Here is a 17,608-nt window from a genome sequence, read left to right as displayed (position 1 = left end):
GACCTCGGCCATCGAGCGCCGACGAGCGCCTGTGGACAACTCCTTGACCTGAAGTCGGGTTCATCAACGAGGGTCGGGGTATGACCACGACAGCGGAGGTCACCGGGCTGCTGACCCGGATGACCGGCGACGAGAAGCACGAGCCCGCCGCGACGTCGACCCTGGACGTCCTGCGGGTCCTCTACGACCGGATCCTGCGGGTCGATCCCGCGCGACCCGACGATCCGGACCGGGACCGGTTCCTGCTCTCCAAGGGACACGGACCGATGGCGCTCTACGCCGTGCTGGCCGCGAAGGGCTTCCTCGACCCGGCGGCCCTGGACGGGTTCGCCGGGTTCGGCTCGACGCTCGGCCAGCACCCGGACCGCACGCTCGTGCCGGGCGTCGAGATCTCCTCGGGCTCGCTCGGGCACGGCCTGGGCCTCGCCGTCGGGACCGCGCTCGGGCTGCGCCTGCAGGGCCGGTCGGCGCGCACCGTCGTCCTGGTGGGCGACGCCGAGCTGAACGAGGGCTCGAACATCGAGGCCGTGCAGTACGCCGGGCGGGTCGGGCTGGCCGGGCTGACCGCGGTCGTCATCGACAACCGCAGCGCCTCGCTCGGCTGGCCCGGCGGGATCGCCGCCCGGTTCGCCGCCGAGGGATGGACGGCCCTCGACGCCGACGGCCGCGACCACACCGACCTCGAACGGGCCTTCCGCACCCCGCACGACGATCGACCGCTCGCCGTCGTCGCCCACGTCGAACCGAAGGGGAACCACTGATGATCACCCAGACCGTTCTCGACCAGCGGGAACGCTTCTACCGGCTGCTCCCGCAGATGCTGGCCGACGACCCGCGCACGGTCGCCCTGCTCGCCGAGATCGGCGCCGGCTACCTCGACGTCCCGGACGCCGTCGCAGACCGGGTGATCAACGTCGGGATCCGGGAGCAGCTGCTCGTCTCCGCGGCCGGCGGGCTCGCGCTCACCGGGATGCGCCCGATCGTGCACACCTTCGCGCCGTTCCTCGTCGAGCGCCCCTACGAGCAGCTCAAGCTGGATCTCGGGCACCAGGGCACCGGCGCCCTGCTGGTCTCCTCCGGCGGGTCCTACGACATGGCGGCGGCCGGCGAGACGCACTTCGGCCCGCGCGACGTCGGGCTGCTCGACACCCTCGACGGGTGGACCGTGCACGTGCCCGGCCACGCCGACGAGGCCGAGGAGCAGCTCCGGCGCGCGCTGCCCGGCGACGACCGGGTCTACGTCCGGCTCGCCGGCACGTCGAACGCGGCCCCGTTCGGCTCCGGGCCCTCCATGACGGTCCTGCGCCGGGGCGGCCGGGGCACGGTCGTCACCGTCGGCCCGCTGGCGGACCGCACCCTCGCCGCGGTCGCGGACCTCGACGTGACCGTGCTCTACGCGCCGACCGTGCGGCCGTTCGACGGGGCGACGCTGCGGGCCACGCTGGGCGAGCCGGACGTCGTCCTGGTCGAGCCCTACCAGCGCGGCACGTCGGTCCGGTTCGTGTCCGAGGCGCTGGCCGGGGTGCGGCACCGGGTGCTCGGGCTCGGGGTCGGGCACGCCGAGCTGCGCCGCTACGGCGGCCCGGAGGAGCACGACGCCGCACACGGCCTCGACACCGACGGCATCCGCCGCTCGGTCCGGGAGTTCCTCTCGTAGGGTCTGCGGTCGTGCGTCTCGCCACATGGAACGTGAACTCGGCGAAGTCCCGGCTGCCCCGGCTGCTGCCCTGGCTGGACGAACGGGCACCGGACGTCGTCTGCCTGCAGGAGACCAAGCTGTCCGACGACGACTTCGCGGCCGTCTTCGGTGACGAGCTGGCCGGGCGCGGGTACGCGGTCGCGCACCACGGGCAGGGCCAGTGGAACGGCGTCGCGCTGCTGTCCCGGGTCGGGCTCGACGACGTCGTGCGCGGGCTACCCGGTGAGCCCGTCTTCGCCGAGGGCGGCCGGGACTCCGCGGACGCCCGCGCCGTGACCGCCACCTGCGGCGGACTGCGGGTGACCTCGGTCTACGTCCCGAACGGCCGGACCCCGGACGATCCGCACTACGCCTACAAGCTGCGCTGGCTCGCCGCCCTGCGCGACCAGGTGACGGCCGGTGACCCGGCGACGACGGTCGTGGCCGGCGACGTGAACATCGCCCCCGCCGACGACGACGTCTGGGACCGGTCGCAGTTCGACGGCGCCACCCACGTCACCCCGCAGGAGCGGGCCGCGCTGGCGGAGCTGACCGCCGCCGGGCTGCGCGACGTGCTGCGCGAGCGGTGGCCGGACGAACGGGTCTTCACCTACTGGGACTACCGCGCCGGCCGGTTCCACCGTGACCAGGGCATGCGCATCGACCTGGTGCTCGCGGGCGCGGACCCGGCCGGGCGCCGCGCCGCGGTCTGGGTGGACCGGAAGGCGCGCAAGGGGAAGGCGCCGAGCGACCACGCCCCGGTGGTGCTGGACCTCGACGAGGCCCCGGACTCCGACCTCGGCCCGGTCGTCCCGCCGCCGTCGGCGCCGGCACCGCTGGGCGGACGGGGCTAGCCGTTCGGCCGCCGGGCATCCTCCGACGGAGTGGCTCCGGTTGCGGCATTCGGAGTAACGCTGATAGCCCAGCGCAGGTGGACCGCTACCCCCGGGGGAAGAACGTGACTACTTCGCACTCGAAGCGCATCAGCCGCACCGTCGGCGCGTCCGTCGCCGCCGTCGCGCTCGTCGGGCTCTCGGCGTGCGGTGGCGAGACGCCGCAGATGCCCAACGTGCCGACCGAGATGCCGCAGATCCCCGGCGTCGGTGACCCGCGCCAGGCCTTCGGTGACGCGCACCAGAAGGCGCTCGGGCTCGCGGCGCTCGGTGGCGTCGGGCTGGAGCAGGGCGTCGGCGAGCAGGTCAAGCAGCTCGCGCCGCAGGTGCAGGGCGAGGGCCAGCAGCTCAACGACAAGCTGCGCGGGCTGGCGTCGTCGATCGGCGTCTCGCTGCCCGACCAGGTCTCCCCGGAGACCCAGGCCCAGATGGACGACCTCAAGGCGCGCACCGGCGAGCAGTTCGACCAGGGCTGGCTGCAGGCCGCGCAGACCCAGGTCGGCGAGCTGAACGACCAGGCCCAGGGCCTGCTGAACGTGCCGGGCCTCCCGCCCGAGCAGCTGGACCAGGCGCGGGCGCAGCTGACCAACCTCGGTGAGCTGAAGACCAAGCTGGACGAGGCCGCGACCGCGGCCGGCGCCGGTACCCCGGGCGGTGACGGCGCCGGTGACGGTGCCGGCCCGGGCGGCGACGGTGCCGGGAACGCCGACGGCGGGAACGGCGCGGGCGGGAACGGCGCCGGGAACGGTGCCGGCGGCAACGGTGCGGGTGACGGCGGCCAGGCCGCCGGCCCGGACGCGAGTGCCGGCGGCAACGGTTCCGGCGCGGGCGACGGTGCCGGCCGGGGCGGTGCACCGGCGGTCGACGCCGGCACCGGCGGCCAGGCCGCGTCGGCCTCCGACGCGGTGCTGCCGGTCACGGTCGGCGGTGCCGGCCTGCTGCTGCTGGGTGCCGGGCTCATCCGGCTGCGCCGCTCGCGCGCCTGAGCCGCCCGGACGCCGTGTGGGTTCCGGATGAGGAGCGCGTGAGGCGACCATGAGTCATCGGCACCGGCGTCCGCGCAGCGGCGCCCGGGGAGCGGCGGTCCTGCTGCTCTCCGGCGCCGCCCTGCTGGGCGCCGGTGTCGGCCTCGCCGCCGGGTCCGGGCCACAGGTGGTGGCCGAGGACCTGGGCGCGGTGCCCGCGTCGGCGCCGGACCGGGAACCCGTGCGCGCGGTCCCGGCGTCCGCCGTGCTCCCCGTACTGGCCCCGCCCGCCGGTGATCCGGCCGCGGCCGCTCCGTCACCCCTCGGACCGGCGGTACCCGGCCCGGTCCCCACCGGCCCGGGCGACCCGCCGGCCCTGCTCCCGCCCGGCCCCCGGCCGGGTCCCGGCGCTCCCGCCGGGCAGGACCCGCGCCCCGCAGGCCTTCTGCCCGGCCCCGGGGTCTCCGCCGCGGAGGCCCCGCGTCCGGCGGGCCCGCTCCCCGTCGCACCCCGGGAGCCGTGGACCGTCTCGCCGATCTACCCGCCGGCCCCCGTCCCCGCCGGGCCGCCCGCCCCGGTCGTCCCCGCGGCCTTGGAGCTGCCCGCCCGCGGGATCACCGCACCGGTCGACGCCGTCGGCACCGGCCCGGACGGCGGGATGGTGGTCCCCGAACGGGTCAGCACCGTCGGCTGGTGGGCGCCGGGCGCGCTGCCCGGCGGCCGGGCCGGGAGCGCGGTGCTCGCCGGGCACGTGGACTCCCGCACCCAGGGGGTCGGGGTGCTGGCCGTGCTCCCGCAGCTCGTCGAGGGGGAGCCGGTCGTCGTCCGCGGCGCCGACGGCCGGGCGGCGGAGTTCCGGGTCACCGCCCGCCGCGAGTACGGCAAGCACGACCTCCCGCGCGAGGTGTTCCGCCGCGACGGCGGCCCGCAGCTCGTGCTCATCACCTGCGGCGGGGTCTTCGACCCGGCGGCCGGGAGCTACGAGTCCAACATCGTCGTCTACGCCGTGCCCGTCGCGGACTGACGCACCCGCCGTACCCGTGCCGGTCGCCGTGGCCGGTTCCGCCTACGCTGGCCGGGTGAGCAGCATCGTCACCGAGACCGGGCAGGGCGGCCAGGACAGCCGGGACGGCGCCGAGGCGCCGGAGTACGCCGCCGTCCGCGCGGCCGCGCAGCGTGCGCGGGCCGCGGCTCCGGCCGTCCGCGCGGCCCGGCAGGGGATCATCGACGACGCGCTGTGCGCGGCCGCCGCCCGGATCCGCGACCAGGGCCCGGAGCTGCTCGAGATCAACGCCGCGGACGTCGAGGTCGCCGAGCGCAACGGCACGGCACCCGGGCTGCTCGACCGGCTCCGGCTCACCGAGGAGCGCCTGGCCGGCATCGCCACCCAGCTGGAGGTGCTCGCGGCGACCCCCGAGCCGCCGACCGAGTGGCCGCTGCGGACCCTGGAGACGGGCGAGCGCGTGTTCGAGCGGCGGATCCCGGTCGGGGTCATCGGCGCGGTGTACGAGGCCCGCCCGAACGTGACCGTGGACGTCGCGTCCCAGGTGCTCAAGGCGCGCAGTGCCGCCGTCCTGCGCACCGGGGCCGCCGCGCTGCGCAGCGCGACCGCCCTGGTCGAGATGGTGCTGTGGCCCGCCCTGCGGGAGGCGGGCCTGCCGGCCGAGGCCGTGCAGCTCGTCGAGCTCCCCGGGCACGCCGGGGCCGACGCGCTGGTCGGGCTGCCCGATCTGGTGCCGCTGGTCGTCGTCCGCGGCTCGGGCGAGGTCACCCGCAGGCTGTCGGTGCTCGGCGCGACCGCGGGCACCCGGGTCCTGTCGCACGCCGACGGCGGCGGGGTGCTCTACCTCGACTCCTCGGCGACGGAGGCGGAGGTGACCCGGCTGGTCACCGACTCCGTGGACCGGCTCGGCGTCTGCAACCGGCTGAACCTGCTGCTCGTCGACCGGCCGGTCTACGACAGCCTGCTGCCGGTGGCGCGCGCGGCGCTGCAGGCCCAGGGCGTCGCGCTGTCCGAGCCCCCGCACGCGCACCCGCTCGGCCACGAGTGGGCGCTGGACTCCGGCGCCGAGGCGCACGTGACGGTGGCCCCGGTCGACGGCCCGGACGACGCAGCGGACACCGCGGCCCGCGAGACGTCCGGCCTGGCCGCGACGATCTGCGCCGCGGACGAGGCGGTCGCGCAGCGGTTCATCGACCGCTACACCGGCACCGGGGTGTTCTGGAACGCGACCTCCCGGCTGCTCGACGGCTACAAGCTGCTCGGCCTGCCCGAGACCGGCATCAACGTCGACCGGACGCCGGGCCCGCGCGGCCCGGTGACCTACCGCGACCTCGGCCTGCGTCAGTTCGTGGTGCTCCCGCCCGCCTGACGGACGCGCCGGGGGATAACCTCGCGGACGTGTCCGTGATCGACGAGAAGTCCGCCCTCGCACTGCACCGGGCGACGCTGTCCAACGGGCTGCGCGTGCTCGTCGTGCCCGACCCGGCCACCCCGGTGGTGGGGGTGTCGGTGCACGTCGACGTCGGGTTCCGCTCCGAGCCGGAGGGCCGCACCGGCTTCGCGCACCTGTTCGAGCACCTGATGTTCCAGGGCAGCGAGAGCCTGGCCAAGCTGGAGCACTTCCGCCAGGTGCAGGCCGCGGGCGGGATCTTCAACGGCTCCACCCACCAGGACTACACCGACTACTTCGAGGTGCTGCCCGGCGCCGCGCTGGACCGGGCGCTGTTCCTGGAGGCCGACCGGCTGCGCGCCCCCACGCTGACCCAGGAGAACCTGCTCAACCAGGTCGACGTGGTGAAGGAGGAGATCCGGCTCAACGTCCACAACCGCCCCTACGGCGGGTTCCCGTGGATCCTGCTGCCGCCGGTCCTCTACGACACCTTCCCGAACGCGCACAACGGGTACGGCGACTTCTCCGAGCTGGAGCAGGCGAGCCTGGATGACGCGGCGGCCTTCTTCGACACCTTCTACGCCCCGGGCAACGCGCTCGTCACCGTGCACGGTGATCTCGGCACCCACGGGGTCGACGGCACGCTGGCCCTGGTCGAGCGGCACTTCGGCGACATCCCGGCCCGCGACGTGCCGCAGCGGCCGTCGTTCGCCGAACCGGCACCGGGTGCCGAGCGCCGCCGGTCGGTGACCGACGCGCACGCCCCGCTGCCCGCGCTCGCACTCGGCTACCGGGTGCCCGACCCCGCGGCCGATCCCGACGGCTACCTCGCGCACGCGATGCTGGCGTCCGTCCTGACCGACGGCGAGGCCGCCCGCCTGCAACGACGGCTGGTCCACACCGACGGCCTGGTCACCGACGTCTCCGCGGCGAACGGCCTGATGGGCGCCCCGTTCGACTCCCGCGACCCGGACACCTTCACGATCACCGCGGTGCACCCGGCCGAGATCGGGCCCGACCGGGTGACCGCCGCCGTCGACGAGGAGCTGGACCGCCTCGCCGAGCAGGGCCCGGACCAGGCCGAGCTGGACCGCCAGTCCGCCCGCTGGGCCGCCGCACTACACCGGGAGGACGACCGGGTCATGTACCGCATGCTCGGCCTCGGTGCGCGCGAGCTGCTCTACGGCCGGGCCGAGCTGACCCTGGAGCTGCCGGCCCGGCTCGCCGCCCTGACCACCACCGACGTCGCCGCCGCCGCGGCCCGGCTGCGTTCGGCCGGGCGGGCGGTGCTGACCGTCGAACCCGCGTCCGGCGCCGAGCCGGAGGGGAGTGCCGCGTGACCGCCACCCGAACCCACCGCAGCGCCGAGGAGATCGGCCGCACCGAGCGGGGCCCGCGCCCGCTGCCCGGCCTCGGGACGACCGCGCAGGTCCCGCTGCCCGAGGTCGTCACCGAGACGCTCCCGAACGGGCTGACCGTGCTGGCCGCGCGCCGGCCGGGCGTCCCGCTGGTGGAGACCGTGCTGCGGATCCCGGCGGCGTCGCCGGAGCCGGTCGCCGACGCCGCGCGGACGGCCGGGACCGAGGTGCTGGCCGAGACGATGCTGACCGGCACCGCGACCCGGGACCGGGTCGGTCTCGACGACGACCTGGCCGCCGTCGGGGCGGAGCTGGGCGTCGCCGTCGACCCGGAGTGGCTGCACGCAGGCGGGTCGGCGCTCGCGTCCGGCCTGCCGGTCGTGCTCGACGTCCTCGCCGACGTCCTCACCGGCGCGACCCACACCGACTCCGAGGTCGCCCGCGAACGCGAGCGGCTCGTCGAGCGGATCGCCGTCGCCCGCGCCCAGCCGCGGACGGTCGCCCGCGAGGCGTTGATGCGCAGGCGCTTCGGCGACCACCCGATCGTCTCCGAGCTCCCGACCGCGGAGGCGGTCGCGGCCGTCACCCCGGAACGGGTCCGCGCCCTGCACGCGGACACCGTCGTGCCCGACGGCGCCCGGCTGGTGCTCGTCGGCGACATCGACCCGGCCGCGGCGATCGCCGAGGTCGCCCGGCGCCTCGGGCACTGGTCCGGCGCCCACCCGGCGCGGCGGCTGTCCGCACCGCCGGTGCCGCGGGCCGGTGACCTCGAGCTGGTGCACCGGGCCGGGTCCGTGCAGTCGCAGCTGCGGCTCACCGCCCCCGGCGTCGACCGCACCGACGAGCGCTACGCCGCCTTCCAGATCGCGAACCTGGTGTTCGGCGGCTACTTCTCCTCGCGCTGGATGGAGAACGTCCGCGAGGACAAGGGCTACACCTACGGAGCGCACTCCGGCCAGGAGTTCGTGCCCGGTGGGGCGGTGCTCGGCCTCGACGTCGACGTCGCCACCGACGTCACCGCGGCCGCCCTGCTGGAGACCCGCTACGAGCTGGGCCGGATGGTGGCGGTCCCGCCGACCGAGCAGGAGGTCGAGTCGGCACGGCAGTACGCCATCGGCTCGCTGCTCGTGTCGCTCGACAGCCAGTCCGCGCTGGCCGGGACGCTGTCCGCGCTCGACGCGGTCGGACTCGACGCCGGCTGGCTGCGGGACCGGCCGCGCCGGCTCGCCGAGGTGACGGTCGAGCAGGTCACCGCCGCGGCGGCCGAGCTGTTCGCCCCGGCCCGGTTCACCGGCGTGATCGTGGGGGACGCCGAGGTCACCGGGCCCCGGCTGGAGGCACTCGGCGGGGTGGTGCGGGCGTGAGCCGGTCGGACTTCGTCCTGACCGAGCAGCCGGTCCTGTCCCGGAGTGCGCTGGACCGCGACGAGGACCGGCGCTCCGACCCGGACTGGCCGGCGGCCACCTGGGCGAAGGCCCGGGTCGTGGTGGTCGACGAGGCGGGCCGGACCCCGGTGGACTGGGAGACGGCCCCGGGGTCGGGCTTCCGGGAGGCGGACGCGGCGGCCTGGGACCGGGCCGCCGGGCGGAACGGGCACGTCCGCACCCGGGCCGGTGCCGATCTCGCCGACGCGCCGCCGGCCGAGGCCGTGCTGCTGGGCGAGCGCGACGGCGTCCCGTACTGGGCGGTCCGGGGTGGCCCGGCCCGGGTCGCGGCCGACGACCCGGGGGAGTGGGCCGACCTCCGTGCCGCCGGGGCCTTCCTGGACCCGCTCGGAGCCGGCCTGCTCACCGGCGCCGTGGCCACGCTGAACTGGCACGACCGGGCCCGCTTCTGCGCGGTCGACGGCACCCGCACCCGTCCGCAGAACGCCGGCTGGGCGCGGATCTGCGAGAACGGCCACGAGGAGTACCCGCGCACCGACCCGGCGATCATCTGCCTGGTGCACGACGGCGGTGACCGCGTCCTGCTCGGCCGGCAGCCGTCCTGGCCGGTGGGGCGGTACTCGGTGCTCGCCGGGTTCGTCGAGTCGGGCGAGTCGCTGGAGGCGTGCGTGCAGCGGGAGATCGCCGAGGAGGTGGGGATCGCCGTGACCGGCGTGACCTACCTGGGCAGCCAGGCGTGGCCGTTCCCGCGGTCGCTGATGGTCGGCTTCCACGCCGTCGGCGATCCCGACGCGCCGCTGCGGCTGCAGGACGGGGAGATCGCCGACGCGCTGTGGGTGAGCCGGTCCAGCCTGCGGACGGCCCTCGCCCGGGGCGACTGGGCGCAGCCCGAGCAGGGCCGGGAGGACGGGACCGACCCGGTCGTCATGCTGCCGGGGCGGGTGTCGATCGCCCGGACGATGCTGGAGTCCTGGGCCGCCGCGGGCGACTGACGGATCAGGCCCTGAGCCGCCGCGAGACCTCGGCGAAGCTCGGGTTGGTCGCCACCGACGAGTCCGGGAAGACGACGGTGGGGACCGTGCGGTTCCCGCCGTTGGCCTGCTCGACGAACGCCACCGCGTCCGGCTCGCGCTCGATGTCGATCTCGCGGTAGCCGATACCGGCCTCGTCGAGCTGCAGCTTCAACCGGCGGCAGAAGCCGCACCAGCTGGTCGTGTACATGGTCAGATCCGCCATGCCCGGTGCAACCACGCGGCACCCCCGGATCTTCCGCCGTCCCGGGCCCGGTCGGACCGGTCACCGTCGGGGGTGGGTGTCAGGATGGGTGCGTGCCGTCGCGAACCTCTGCTCCCCGTCCCGCCCCCGCGACCCGCGGCGCGGCGGCACCGCAGGGCGCGGCCGGTGCCGACGGGCTGGACCCGGAGCAGCGCGCGGCCGTCACGGCGCCGCGCGGCCCGGTCTGCGTGCTCGCCGGCGCCGGCACCGGCAAGACCCGCACGATCACCCGGCGGATCGCGCACCTGGTGAACAGCGGCCACGTCGTCGCCGGGCAGGTGCTCGCCGTCACCTTCACCGCCCGGGCCGCCGGCGAGCTGCGGACCCGGCTGCGCGGCCTCGACGTCGGGGGTGTCCAGGCCCGCACGTTCCACGCCGCCGCGATGCGCCAGCTGCGCTACTTCTGGCCGCAGGTGATCGGCGGGCAGCCGTGGCCGCTGGTCGACCACAAGCTGCGCCTGGTCGGGCAGGCCGCGGCCCGCGCCGGGGCCGGAACCGACTCCGACGCGCTGCGCGACCTCGCCGCCGAGATCGAGTGGGCCAAGTCGTCGCTGATCGCGCCGGTCGACTACGCGGCCGAGGCCGCGCGCCGGCGCCGGGACACCCCCGGCCCGGCGGACCAGGCGGCCCGGGCCTACGCCGCCTACGAGGAGCTGAAGAACGGGGCCGAGGTCCTCGACTTCGAGGACCTGCTGCTGCACACGGCGGTCGCGCTGGAGGAGCACGCCGGGGTGGCCGAGGAGTTCCGCTCGCGCTACCGCTGCTTCGTCGTCGACGAGTACCAGGACGTCACGCCGCTGCAGCAGCGCCTGCTCGACGCCTGGGTCGGCGACCGCGACGATCTCACCGTCGTCGGCGACGCCAACCAGACGATCTACACCTTCGCCGGGGCCTCGCCGCGCTACCTGCTGGAGTTCCCGCGCCGGTTCCCCGGCGCCGCCGTCGTCCGGCTGCAGCGCGACTACCGCTCGACCCCGCAGATCGTCGGCGCGGCGAACCAGCTGATCGGCGCGGCCCGGCACCGCCCGGCGGGCTCCCGGCTCTCGCTGGTGGGCCAGCTCCCGCCCGGCCCGGACCCCGACTTCTCCGAGCACGACGACGAGACGGGCGAGGCCGCCGCCGTCGCCGGCCGGATCCTCACGCTCCTCAAGGACGGCACCGAGCCGTGCGAGATCGCGGTGCTGTTCCGGATCAACGCCCAGTCCGAGGCCTACGAGCAGGCGCTGTCCGACGCCGGCGTGCCGTACCAGGTGCGCGGCGGTGACCGCTTCTTCGCCCGCCCGGAAATCCGCAGGGCGATGGTCGCGCTGCGGTCCGCGGCGCCGGACCAGCGGCCGGGCACCGACCTCGTCGACGTCACCCGGGCGGTGCTCGGGGCCAGGGCCGGACTCAGCGACGAGCCCCCGAAGGGCGCCACCCTGCGGGCCCAGTGGGAGTCGCTGCTGGCCCTGGTCGGGGTGGCCGAGGAGCTGGCGGCGATCGAGCCCGGGGCGGACCTCGCCCGGCTGTGCGCCGAGCTCGACGCCCGTGCCGACTCCGCGCAGGCACCGGTGGTGCAGGGGGTCACGCTGGCGTCGCTGCACGCGGCGAAGGGCCTGGAGTGGGACGCGGTCTTCCTCGTCGGGCTCGCCGACGGCACGCTGCCGATCGGGCACGCCGGGGACGACGAGCACGCCGTCGAGGAGGAGCGCAGGCTGTTCTACGTCGGGATCACCCGGGCCCGGCGGGTGCTGTCGATGTCGTGGTCGCTGTCGCGGGCGTCCGGCCGCGGGCCGAAGCGCCGCCGTTCCCGGTTCCTGTACGGGCTGATCCCGGACTCGCACCCGGCGTCGCGGATCGCCGGGGAGCGGCGCCCCGGCGGGGCCAGGCCCCGGTGCCGGGTCTGCGGGTCCCCGCTGTTCGGCAGCACCGCCACCAAGCTGATGCGGTGCGACGACTGCCCGTCCGACGTGGATCTCGAACTGCTCGACCGGTTGAAGCAGTGGCGGGCCGCCGAGGCCAAGCAGCAGGGTGTCCCGGCGTTCGTCGTGCTCACCGACGCCACGCTCACCGCGGTCGCCGAGCAGCGGCCGACCGCGCCGTCGTCGCTGGTCGGGATCCCCGGCATCGGCGCGGCCAAGCTCGACCGCTACGGCGACGACGTCCTGCGCCTGCTCGCCGAGCACTCGGACGAGTAGTTCGGTTCGAACTTCGGCGAAGAGTTCGAATAATCAGTTGCCCTGGTGTGCATCGCCCTCCTAATGTCGAGGGCACCGCGCGAACCGACCTGGATCGGGCGGACATGCGCCAGGCGGGAGACCGCTCAGGCGGAGCAACGGAGGAGGTGATCGACGTGGACAAGATCGTGAAGATGACCGGTGGAGTCGAGGTCGGTACCGCACTCCCGTGCGCTCCCACGACCGTCGTGCCGCACGAGGTCGCCCACCCGACCCTGACCGCCTCCCCGATGTCCGGCCTGCGCCGATGGGACGAGGCCCAGCTCATCGCGCCCGTCACGCTCGCCACCGGGGGAGACGTGTACCCGAAGGGCTGGGCCGCCGAGAAGGCAGTCCTGAACGTCGATGTCCACAAGTTCACAGGTGCGTTCGTTCCCGAACGCCGAGGGGGAACCTGACCCTCAGCGCTCGAGCCCAGATCATCGGGGCCGCGGAACCCACGCACACGGGTTTCGCGGCCCCGATTTTTTTGTCCGTCCATCCGTCCCGAGAGATGAGAACGCTGGAATCCCACGTCCTGTCCCGAAGCAGAGAAGAAGTTCGATCGAGGAGGTCGATCGTGTACGTGAGGTCAGCTCCGTGTGACGGCGGAGTGATCCGGACCATGACCGGCGGCGGTTGCGCCGGTCCCGACGACGCACGGTCCGAGACCGTGCCGAACACCCCGTCCGGTGCGCAGTGGTCGGCGCTGCCGTGCCGCAACGGGGACGCGGACCTGTGGTTCGCGGAGTCGCCCACCGAGCTGGAGCAGGCGAAGTCGCTGTGCACCGGCTGCCCGGTGCGGGACGCCTGCCTCGCCGGCGCCCTGGACCGCGGCGAGCCGTGGGGCGTGTGGGGTGGCGAGATCTTCGAGCGTGGCCGGGTCATCCCGCGCAAGCGCCCGAGGGGCCGCCCCCGCAAGGCCGACCTGGAGCGCGACCGGGCCTACGCCCTGGCCGCCGGCAGCTGATCCACCGACACCGTCCGCAGTCCGACACCGAGGAGACCGACATGAACCTGACGACCGCGCCGATGGCGCCGATCGAGCGACCGACCGTCCGCGGCGAACTCGCCGCCCACACCCACATCGTCAACCAGGAGAACGTCGTGACGCTCATCCAGGAAGCCCTGGCGAGATCCCATCAGCACGAGGCGCAACGGGCGGCGGCGGAGCACCGGCTGGCCCGGAGCATCGTCGCCGGTCGCCGCTGGGCCCGGCTCGCAGCGTGGGCGTCGGCCCGCGCGGAGCGGGCGCGCCACCGCACCGGCTGATCCCGCCCCTGCGACACGAGTGCCCCGTCCGGACCCGGTCCGGGCGGGGCACCGTCGTGTCCGGGCCCGATCACTCCCGGGCCGCACCGAAGGCCGCGGCGAACCCGGCGGACGGCGGGATCTCGGTGATCACGTCGACCAGCACCCCGTCGGGCCCGGCCACGATGAAGTGCCGCTGGCCGAAGTCCTCGTCGCGCAGGCCGAGTGCGACCGGCAGCCCGCCCTGCACGACGAGGCGCCGCCACTCGGCGTCGACGTCGTCGACCTCCAGGTTCACCAGGATCCCGCCGGCCGACCGGCCGCGGTGGGACTCCGGGATCGTCGGATGGTCGCGGTCCAGGATCGCGAGCTCGTGGTCGCCGTGACGGAGGCTGACGTACCAGTCGGTGTCGAACACGACGTCGAAGCCCATCGGCCCGGTCCAGAAGTCCCGGGCGGTGCGGACGTCACCGGTGGCGAGCACCGGGTAGCAGCTGCGGAGCACGGCTCCTCCTCATCGACATACCGACAGTATGTGAAAGGTATTGGCGTACTCTCGGTATGTCAACGGAGGTGGTCGTGGGGGTCCGGACCGAACAACGGGAACGCACGCGGACGGCGCTGCTCGATGCGGCGGAGCGGCTGTTCGCCGAGCAGGGGTACGCCGCGGTGGGGCTCCCCGCCGTCGTCGCCGCGGCGGGGGTGACGAAGGGCGCGCTCTACCACCAGTTCGACGGGAAGGCCGCGGTGTTCGCCGCCGTCCTCGAACGGGTGCAGGACCGGGTGGGTGAGCGGGTGGCCGAGGCGGCGGACGCGGAGCCGGGCCGATGGGAGCAGCTGCTCGCCGGCTGCCTCGCGTTCCTCGACGCCAGCACCGGCCCGGCGACCGCACGGATCATGCTCGTCGACGGACCCGCGGTGCTGGGCTGGCAGGCCTGGCGCGAGCTGGACGAGCGCGCCTCCGGGCGTCATCTCGCCGAGGCCCTCGCCGGTCTGATCGAGGTCGGTGAGCTGGCTCCGCAACCGGTCGAACCGCTGGCCCGGCTGCTGTCCGGGGCGATGAACGAGCTGGCCGTGTGGCTGGCCGGATCCGCCGACCGCACCGACTCCGCCGACTCCGCCGACCGTGCCGCCGCGCGGGCCGTCCTGGAACGCACGCTCGCCGGGCTGCGTACGTGAGCGGCCGCGCGCCGGGTCAGCCGGTCGGCGCGTCCGGGGCGAACATCTCCGGCTGCCACTCGGCCACGATCTCGCGCAGCCGCACCCGGGTGTCGAGCTGGCAGAGGATGCCGAGCGTCCCCATCGTCACCCGGTGCACGAGCAGGAACCTCGGCGGGAGGTTGAGCGCCCGGCCGATCGCCGCGTCCGGGCTGCGCAGGTCCCCGACCCGTTCGGCCTGCCGCTGGATCCAGCGACGGTTGAAGTGGAACTCCTCGGTGCCCAGCGGCTCGGTGAACGGGGCGAGGTAGGCGAGGATCTGCTCCTCCTCGACCCGGGCGCCCGGCCGGACGAAGCCGGCCGACCGCATCAGCGCCATCAGGTCGCCGCCCCGGCCGCCGAGCGCGTACTTCGTCATCGCGACGAGCTCGGGCGGCATGCCGTCGGGCATCCGGGCGACCGCGCCGAAGTCCAGGACGAGCAACCGGCCGTCGTCGAGGATCCCGAAGTTCCCCGGATGGGGGTCGGCGTGCAGCAGGTGCGCGCGGTCCGGTGCGGCGTAGTGGAAGCGGGCCAGCCGGTCACCGGCGTGATCGCGCTCGGCGGTCGTGCCGTCCCGGATGACCGACGACAGCGGGCGGCCCTGCACCCACTCGGTGATGACGGCCTTCGGGGCCGATCCCACCACCCGCGGGATCTTGACCTCCGGGTCGTCGGCGTAGATCTCGGCGAACTCCCGCTGGTAGGTCGCCTCGTCGCGGTAGTCGAGCTCCTCCTCCATCCGGCTGCGGAGCTCCTCGACCAGCGGCTTGATCTCCATGCCCGGCACGAGCGGCTGCAGGATCCGGCTCATCCGGCCGAGCTGGCGCAGGTCCGAGCGCAGCGCCTCCTCGGCGCCCGGATACTGCACCTTCACCGCGACGTCGCGCCCGTCCCGCTTCCACACCGCGCGGTGCACCTGGCCGATGCTGGCCGACGCGGCCGGGGTCTCGTCGAACTCCGCGAAGCGGGACCGCCAGGACCGGCCGAACTGGTTGGTCAGCATGTAGTCGACGTCGGCCATCGGCATCGGCGGTGCCGCCGTCTGGAGTTTGGTCAGCGCCTCGCGGTAGGGCTCGGCGTACTCGTCGGGGACGGCGGCCTCGAACACGGACAGTGCCTGCCCGAACTTCATCGCACCGCCCTTGAGCTCCCCGAGCACGGCGAACAGCTGCTCGGCGCTCTTCGCGGCGAGCTGGGCCGAGATCTCGTCGCGGTCGCCCCCGGTGAGCCGGCGTCCGAAGCCCGCGGCGGCGCGTCCGGCGACGCCGAGCGGGATGCCGGCGAGCTTCGCGGTCCGCGAGGCGGTACGGCGTGGAATGTCGCTCACACCGTGATTGTCCACCCCTGAGCGGTGGTCCCGCACGGCGCAGTCGGGACGGACGCCGTGCGGCACGGGCAGTCCGGGTGCCGGTGCACCCGACGGGCGGTGATCCTCGCGGTGTCCGGGTCGATCTCCAGCTGGGCCGCCCAGGACGCCGGTGGGTCCCCGCCGCGGACCGGCCCGTCGACGGCGGCGAGCACCTGCCCCACCGCCAGCGCGCCGGTCGCGGTGACGACGTGCGGTGCCGCCGTCCGCGGGCCGGGGTGCGGACCGTGCCCGGCCATCGCCGCGCACCGCAGGCAGGGACCGCGGCCCGGGAGCACCAGCGGCCCGACCACCCCGCGCCCGTTGCGGACCGTGACGACGAGATGGTCGACCGCTCCGGCCGGGCCCGGCGCGGGCGGCCCGGCGAGGACGACGAGGTCCGGCGGCACCCGGCCGGGGGCAGCGGCCCGGACCCCGGCGACGCCGAGCACCCTGGCCAGCCCGGCGGCCCGGTCGGTACCGGCCGGCTCGGCGAGCCCCGCCGCGACGTCGCCCGCGCCCGGTCACGCCGCCGACCACCGGGTGCACCTGCCCGATCCCCGCGCCGGCCAGCCCCACGACGACGGCGACCGCCAGCGCCGAGTCCCCGCGCACCTCGACCAGAGCCGTGGCGCGCCGCCGCTGCACCCGGTCCGCCGCGTCCGGATCGGTGAGCAGGCCGTCCCGCCAGAGCACCTGCAGCAGCGCGAGCGTGGCGTCCCGCTCCGGGCCCGGTGCACCCGGGAGATCACCGGGCGCACCCGGAGAGTCGGCGAGCCGGTCCAGCGCGGTGACCGCGGACGGCGACAGCTCCGCGAGGTCCCGGGCGCCGGGCCCGGTGCCGATCCGCCGGGCCCGGGGCCCGGTGACGAGCAGATCGTGGTGCGGGGCGAGCACCAGACGGTCGGGCAGCCGGGTCATGCCGACACGGTGCCCCGGCGGGCGTCGCCGGGGCGAGAGCCGGGGCCCGGACGGCACCGGTGACCGCGGTCCCGGCCGCCGGAGTGGCCCGCGAGGGACGACCCCGACCGGCGGCTCACCGCGGACGGGCCCGGCGGCATACCCTGGAGCCATGGCTAGCCCCGCGGTCGAGGTCCGTCGCAGTGCCCGCCGGAAGCGCATGGTGAGTGCCCGCCGTGAAGGTGATCGGATGGTGGTGTTCATCCCGGGCTGGATGTCGGACGAACAGGAACGCGACTGGGTCGCCAAGATGGTCCAGCGGATGGAGGCGAGCGAGGCCCGGCGCCGTTCCCCGGGGCGCACCGGCGACGAGGCGCTGCTGACGAGGGCGCAGGAGCTGTCCAGCCGCTGGCTGGAGGGCCGCACGGATCCGGCGTCGGTCCGCTGGGTCCCGACCATGCGGACCCGCTGGGCGTCGTGCACCCCGGTGGACCGCACGATCCGGATCAGCGAGCGGCTGCGGGACGCGCCCGGCTGGGTCGTCGACTACGTCCTGGTGCACGAGCTGGCGCACCTGCTCTCGGCCGCGCACGACGACGTGTTCTGGTCCTGGGTCTACCGCTACCCGCGGACCGAGCGGGCGATCGGTTACCTCGAGGGGCTCAACGCCGCCGCGTCCCTGGGCATCACCGGGGTGGACGGCGACCCGCCCACCGCCGAGCAGGACGCGGAGCTGCCGGACGACCGGATCGCCGCGACCGGCAGCTGAG

20 protein-coding genes are annotated in these 17,608 nt (G+C 75.4%); 16 read left to right on the top strand and 4 right to left on the bottom strand.

Annotation, left to right across the window (positions count from 1 at the left end; translation table 11 throughout):
- The first annotated feature begins 80 nt into the window (after positions 1 to 80).
- From AFB00_RS05835 to nudC, 9 genes are all read left to right on the top strand, one after another.
- Complete coding sequence (locus AFB00_RS05835) at positions 81 to 761, top strand: transketolase (protein ID WP_068796373.1); 681 nt, start codon at positions 81 to 83, stop codon at positions 759 to 761.
- The gene (locus AFB00_RS05830; RefSeq protein WP_068796372.1) at positions 761 to 1,657 is read left to right on the top strand and encodes a transketolase family protein; all 897 of its coding nucleotides are present in this window, start codon (positions 761 to 763) and stop codon (positions 1,655 to 1,657) included. The genes AFB00_RS05835 and AFB00_RS05830 overlap by 1 nt, the downstream gene beginning before the upstream one ends.
- Positions 1,658 to 1,668: 11 nt before the next feature.
- The gene (locus tag AFB00_RS05825) at positions 1,669 to 2,532 is read left to right on the top strand and encodes an exodeoxyribonuclease III (protein ID WP_068796371.1); all 864 of its coding nucleotides are present in this window, start codon (positions 1,669 to 1,671) and stop codon (positions 2,530 to 2,532) included.
- 77 nt (positions 2,533 to 2,609) lie between these two features.
- A complete protein-coding gene (locus tag AFB00_RS05820) occupies positions 2,610 to 3,557 on the top strand; it encodes a DUF4142 domain-containing protein (protein WP_068796370.1) in 948 nt (315 codons plus the stop codon).
- 49 nt (positions 3,558 to 3,606) lie between these two features.
- Complete coding sequence (locus AFB00_RS05815) at positions 3,607 to 4,560, top strand: class F sortase (RefSeq protein WP_068796369.1); 954 nt, start codon at positions 3,607 to 3,609, stop codon at positions 4,558 to 4,560.
- A gap of 55 nt (positions 4,561 to 4,615) precedes the next feature.
- Positions 4,616 to 5,908 carry an aldehyde dehydrogenase family protein gene (locus AFB00_RS05810; protein WP_083275973.1) on the top strand — a complete coding sequence of 431 codons (1,293 nt, stop codon included), beginning with the start codon at positions 4,616 to 4,618 and terminating at the stop codon, positions 5,906 to 5,908.
- A 29-nt stretch (positions 5,909 to 5,937) separates the two neighbouring features.
- Positions 5,938 to 7,269, top strand: a complete 1,332-nt coding sequence (locus tag AFB00_RS05805) for a M16 family metallopeptidase (protein ID WP_197519764.1) — start codon at positions 5,938 to 5,940, stop codon at positions 7,267 to 7,269.
- A complete protein-coding gene (locus AFB00_RS05800; protein ID WP_068796368.1) occupies positions 7,266 to 8,651 on the top strand; it encodes a M16 family metallopeptidase in 1,386 nt (461 codons plus the stop codon). Before AFB00_RS05805 ends, AFB00_RS05800 begins: the two co-directional genes overlap by 4 nt.
- The gene (gene nudC / locus AFB00_RS05795; protein ID WP_068796367.1) at positions 8,648 to 9,664 is read left to right on the top strand and encodes an NAD(+) diphosphatase; all 1,017 of its coding nucleotides are present in this window, start codon (positions 8,648 to 8,650) and stop codon (positions 9,662 to 9,664) included. Before AFB00_RS05800 ends, nudC begins: the two co-directional genes overlap by 4 nt.
- A 4-nt stretch (positions 9,665 to 9,668) precedes the next feature.
- Here the strand turns inward: nudC and AFB00_RS05790 are convergent, their stop codons facing one another.
- A complete protein-coding gene (locus AFB00_RS05790; protein WP_269466025.1) occupies positions 9,669 to 9,893 on the bottom strand; it encodes a glutaredoxin domain-containing protein in 225 nt (74 codons plus the stop codon).
- Between the two features lie 191 nt (positions 9,894 to 10,084).
- On the opposite strand from AFB00_RS05790, the gene AFB00_RS05785 reads away from it, so the two are divergent.
- From AFB00_RS05785 to AFB00_RS05770, 4 genes are all read left to right on the top strand, one after another.
- A complete protein-coding gene (locus AFB00_RS05785) occupies positions 10,085 to 12,124 on the top strand; it encodes an ATP-dependent DNA helicase UvrD2 (protein WP_068800037.1) in 2,040 nt (679 codons plus the stop codon).
- Between the two features lie 155 nt (positions 12,125 to 12,279).
- Positions 12,280 to 12,561, top strand: a complete 282-nt coding sequence (locus AFB00_RS05780; protein ID WP_156819398.1) for a hypothetical protein — start codon at positions 12,280 to 12,282, stop codon at positions 12,559 to 12,561.
- A gap of 194 nt (positions 12,562 to 12,755) precedes the next feature.
- Complete coding sequence (locus tag AFB00_RS05775; RefSeq protein WP_269466024.1) at positions 12,756 to 13,112, top strand: WhiB family transcriptional regulator; 357 nt, start codon at positions 12,756 to 12,758, stop codon at positions 13,110 to 13,112.
- Between the two features lie 41 nt (positions 13,113 to 13,153).
- Positions 13,154 to 13,414 (top strand): hypothetical protein, encoded by a 261-nt coding sequence (locus AFB00_RS05770; RefSeq protein ID WP_068796364.1) that lies wholly within the window; start codon positions 13,154 to 13,156, stop codon positions 13,412 to 13,414.
- Positions 13,415 to 13,484: 70 nt separating this feature from the next.
- On the opposite strand, the gene AFB00_RS05765 is transcribed toward AFB00_RS05770, so the two are convergent.
- Positions 13,485 to 13,898, bottom strand: coding sequence for a VOC family protein (locus AFB00_RS05765; protein WP_068796363.1), 414 nt, complete (start codon positions 13,896 to 13,898; stop codon positions 13,485 to 13,487).
- 74 nt (positions 13,899 to 13,972) lie between these two features.
- Between AFB00_RS05765 and AFB00_RS05760 the strand changes: the two genes are divergently transcribed.
- Positions 13,973 to 14,572, top strand: coding sequence for a TetR/AcrR family transcriptional regulator (locus tag AFB00_RS05760; protein WP_231974243.1), 600 nt, complete (start codon positions 13,973 to 13,975; stop codon positions 14,570 to 14,572).
- 16 nt (positions 14,573 to 14,588) lie between these two features.
- Here the strand turns inward: AFB00_RS05760 and AFB00_RS05755 are convergent, their stop codons facing one another.
- Positions 14,589 to 15,920, bottom strand: a complete 1,332-nt coding sequence (locus AFB00_RS05755; protein WP_068796361.1) for an ABC1 kinase family protein — start codon at positions 15,918 to 15,920, stop codon at positions 14,589 to 14,591.
- Positions 15,917 to 16,390: a hypothetical protein gene (locus tag AFB00_RS05750; RefSeq protein WP_068796360.1), complete on the bottom strand. Its 474-nt coding sequence runs from the start codon at positions 16,388 to 16,390 to the stop codon at positions 15,917 to 15,919. Before AFB00_RS05750 ends, AFB00_RS05755 begins: the two co-directional genes overlap by 4 nt.
- 91 nt (positions 16,391 to 16,481) lie before the next feature.
- Between AFB00_RS05750 and AFB00_RS05745 the strand changes: the two genes are divergently transcribed.
- Positions 16,482 to 16,922, top strand: coding sequence for a hypothetical protein (locus tag AFB00_RS05745; RefSeq protein ID WP_068796359.1), 441 nt, complete (start codon positions 16,482 to 16,484; stop codon positions 16,920 to 16,922).
- Between the two features lie 88 nt (positions 16,923 to 17,010).
- The gene (locus tag AFB00_RS05740) at positions 17,011 to 17,607 is read left to right on the top strand and encodes a M48 metallopeptidase family protein (protein ID WP_083275303.1); all 597 of its coding nucleotides are present in this window, start codon (positions 17,011 to 17,013) and stop codon (positions 17,605 to 17,607) included.
- Position 17,608 lies beyond the last annotated feature (1 nt).

The organism is Pseudonocardia sp. HH130630-07 (assembly GCF_001698125.1).
Taxonomy (GTDB): Bacteria; Actinomycetota; Actinomycetes; order Mycobacteriales; family Pseudonocardiaceae; genus Pseudonocardia.
Note: the sequence above shows the minus strand (reverse complement) of the source record. Positions and strands in the feature narration are given on the sequence as shown.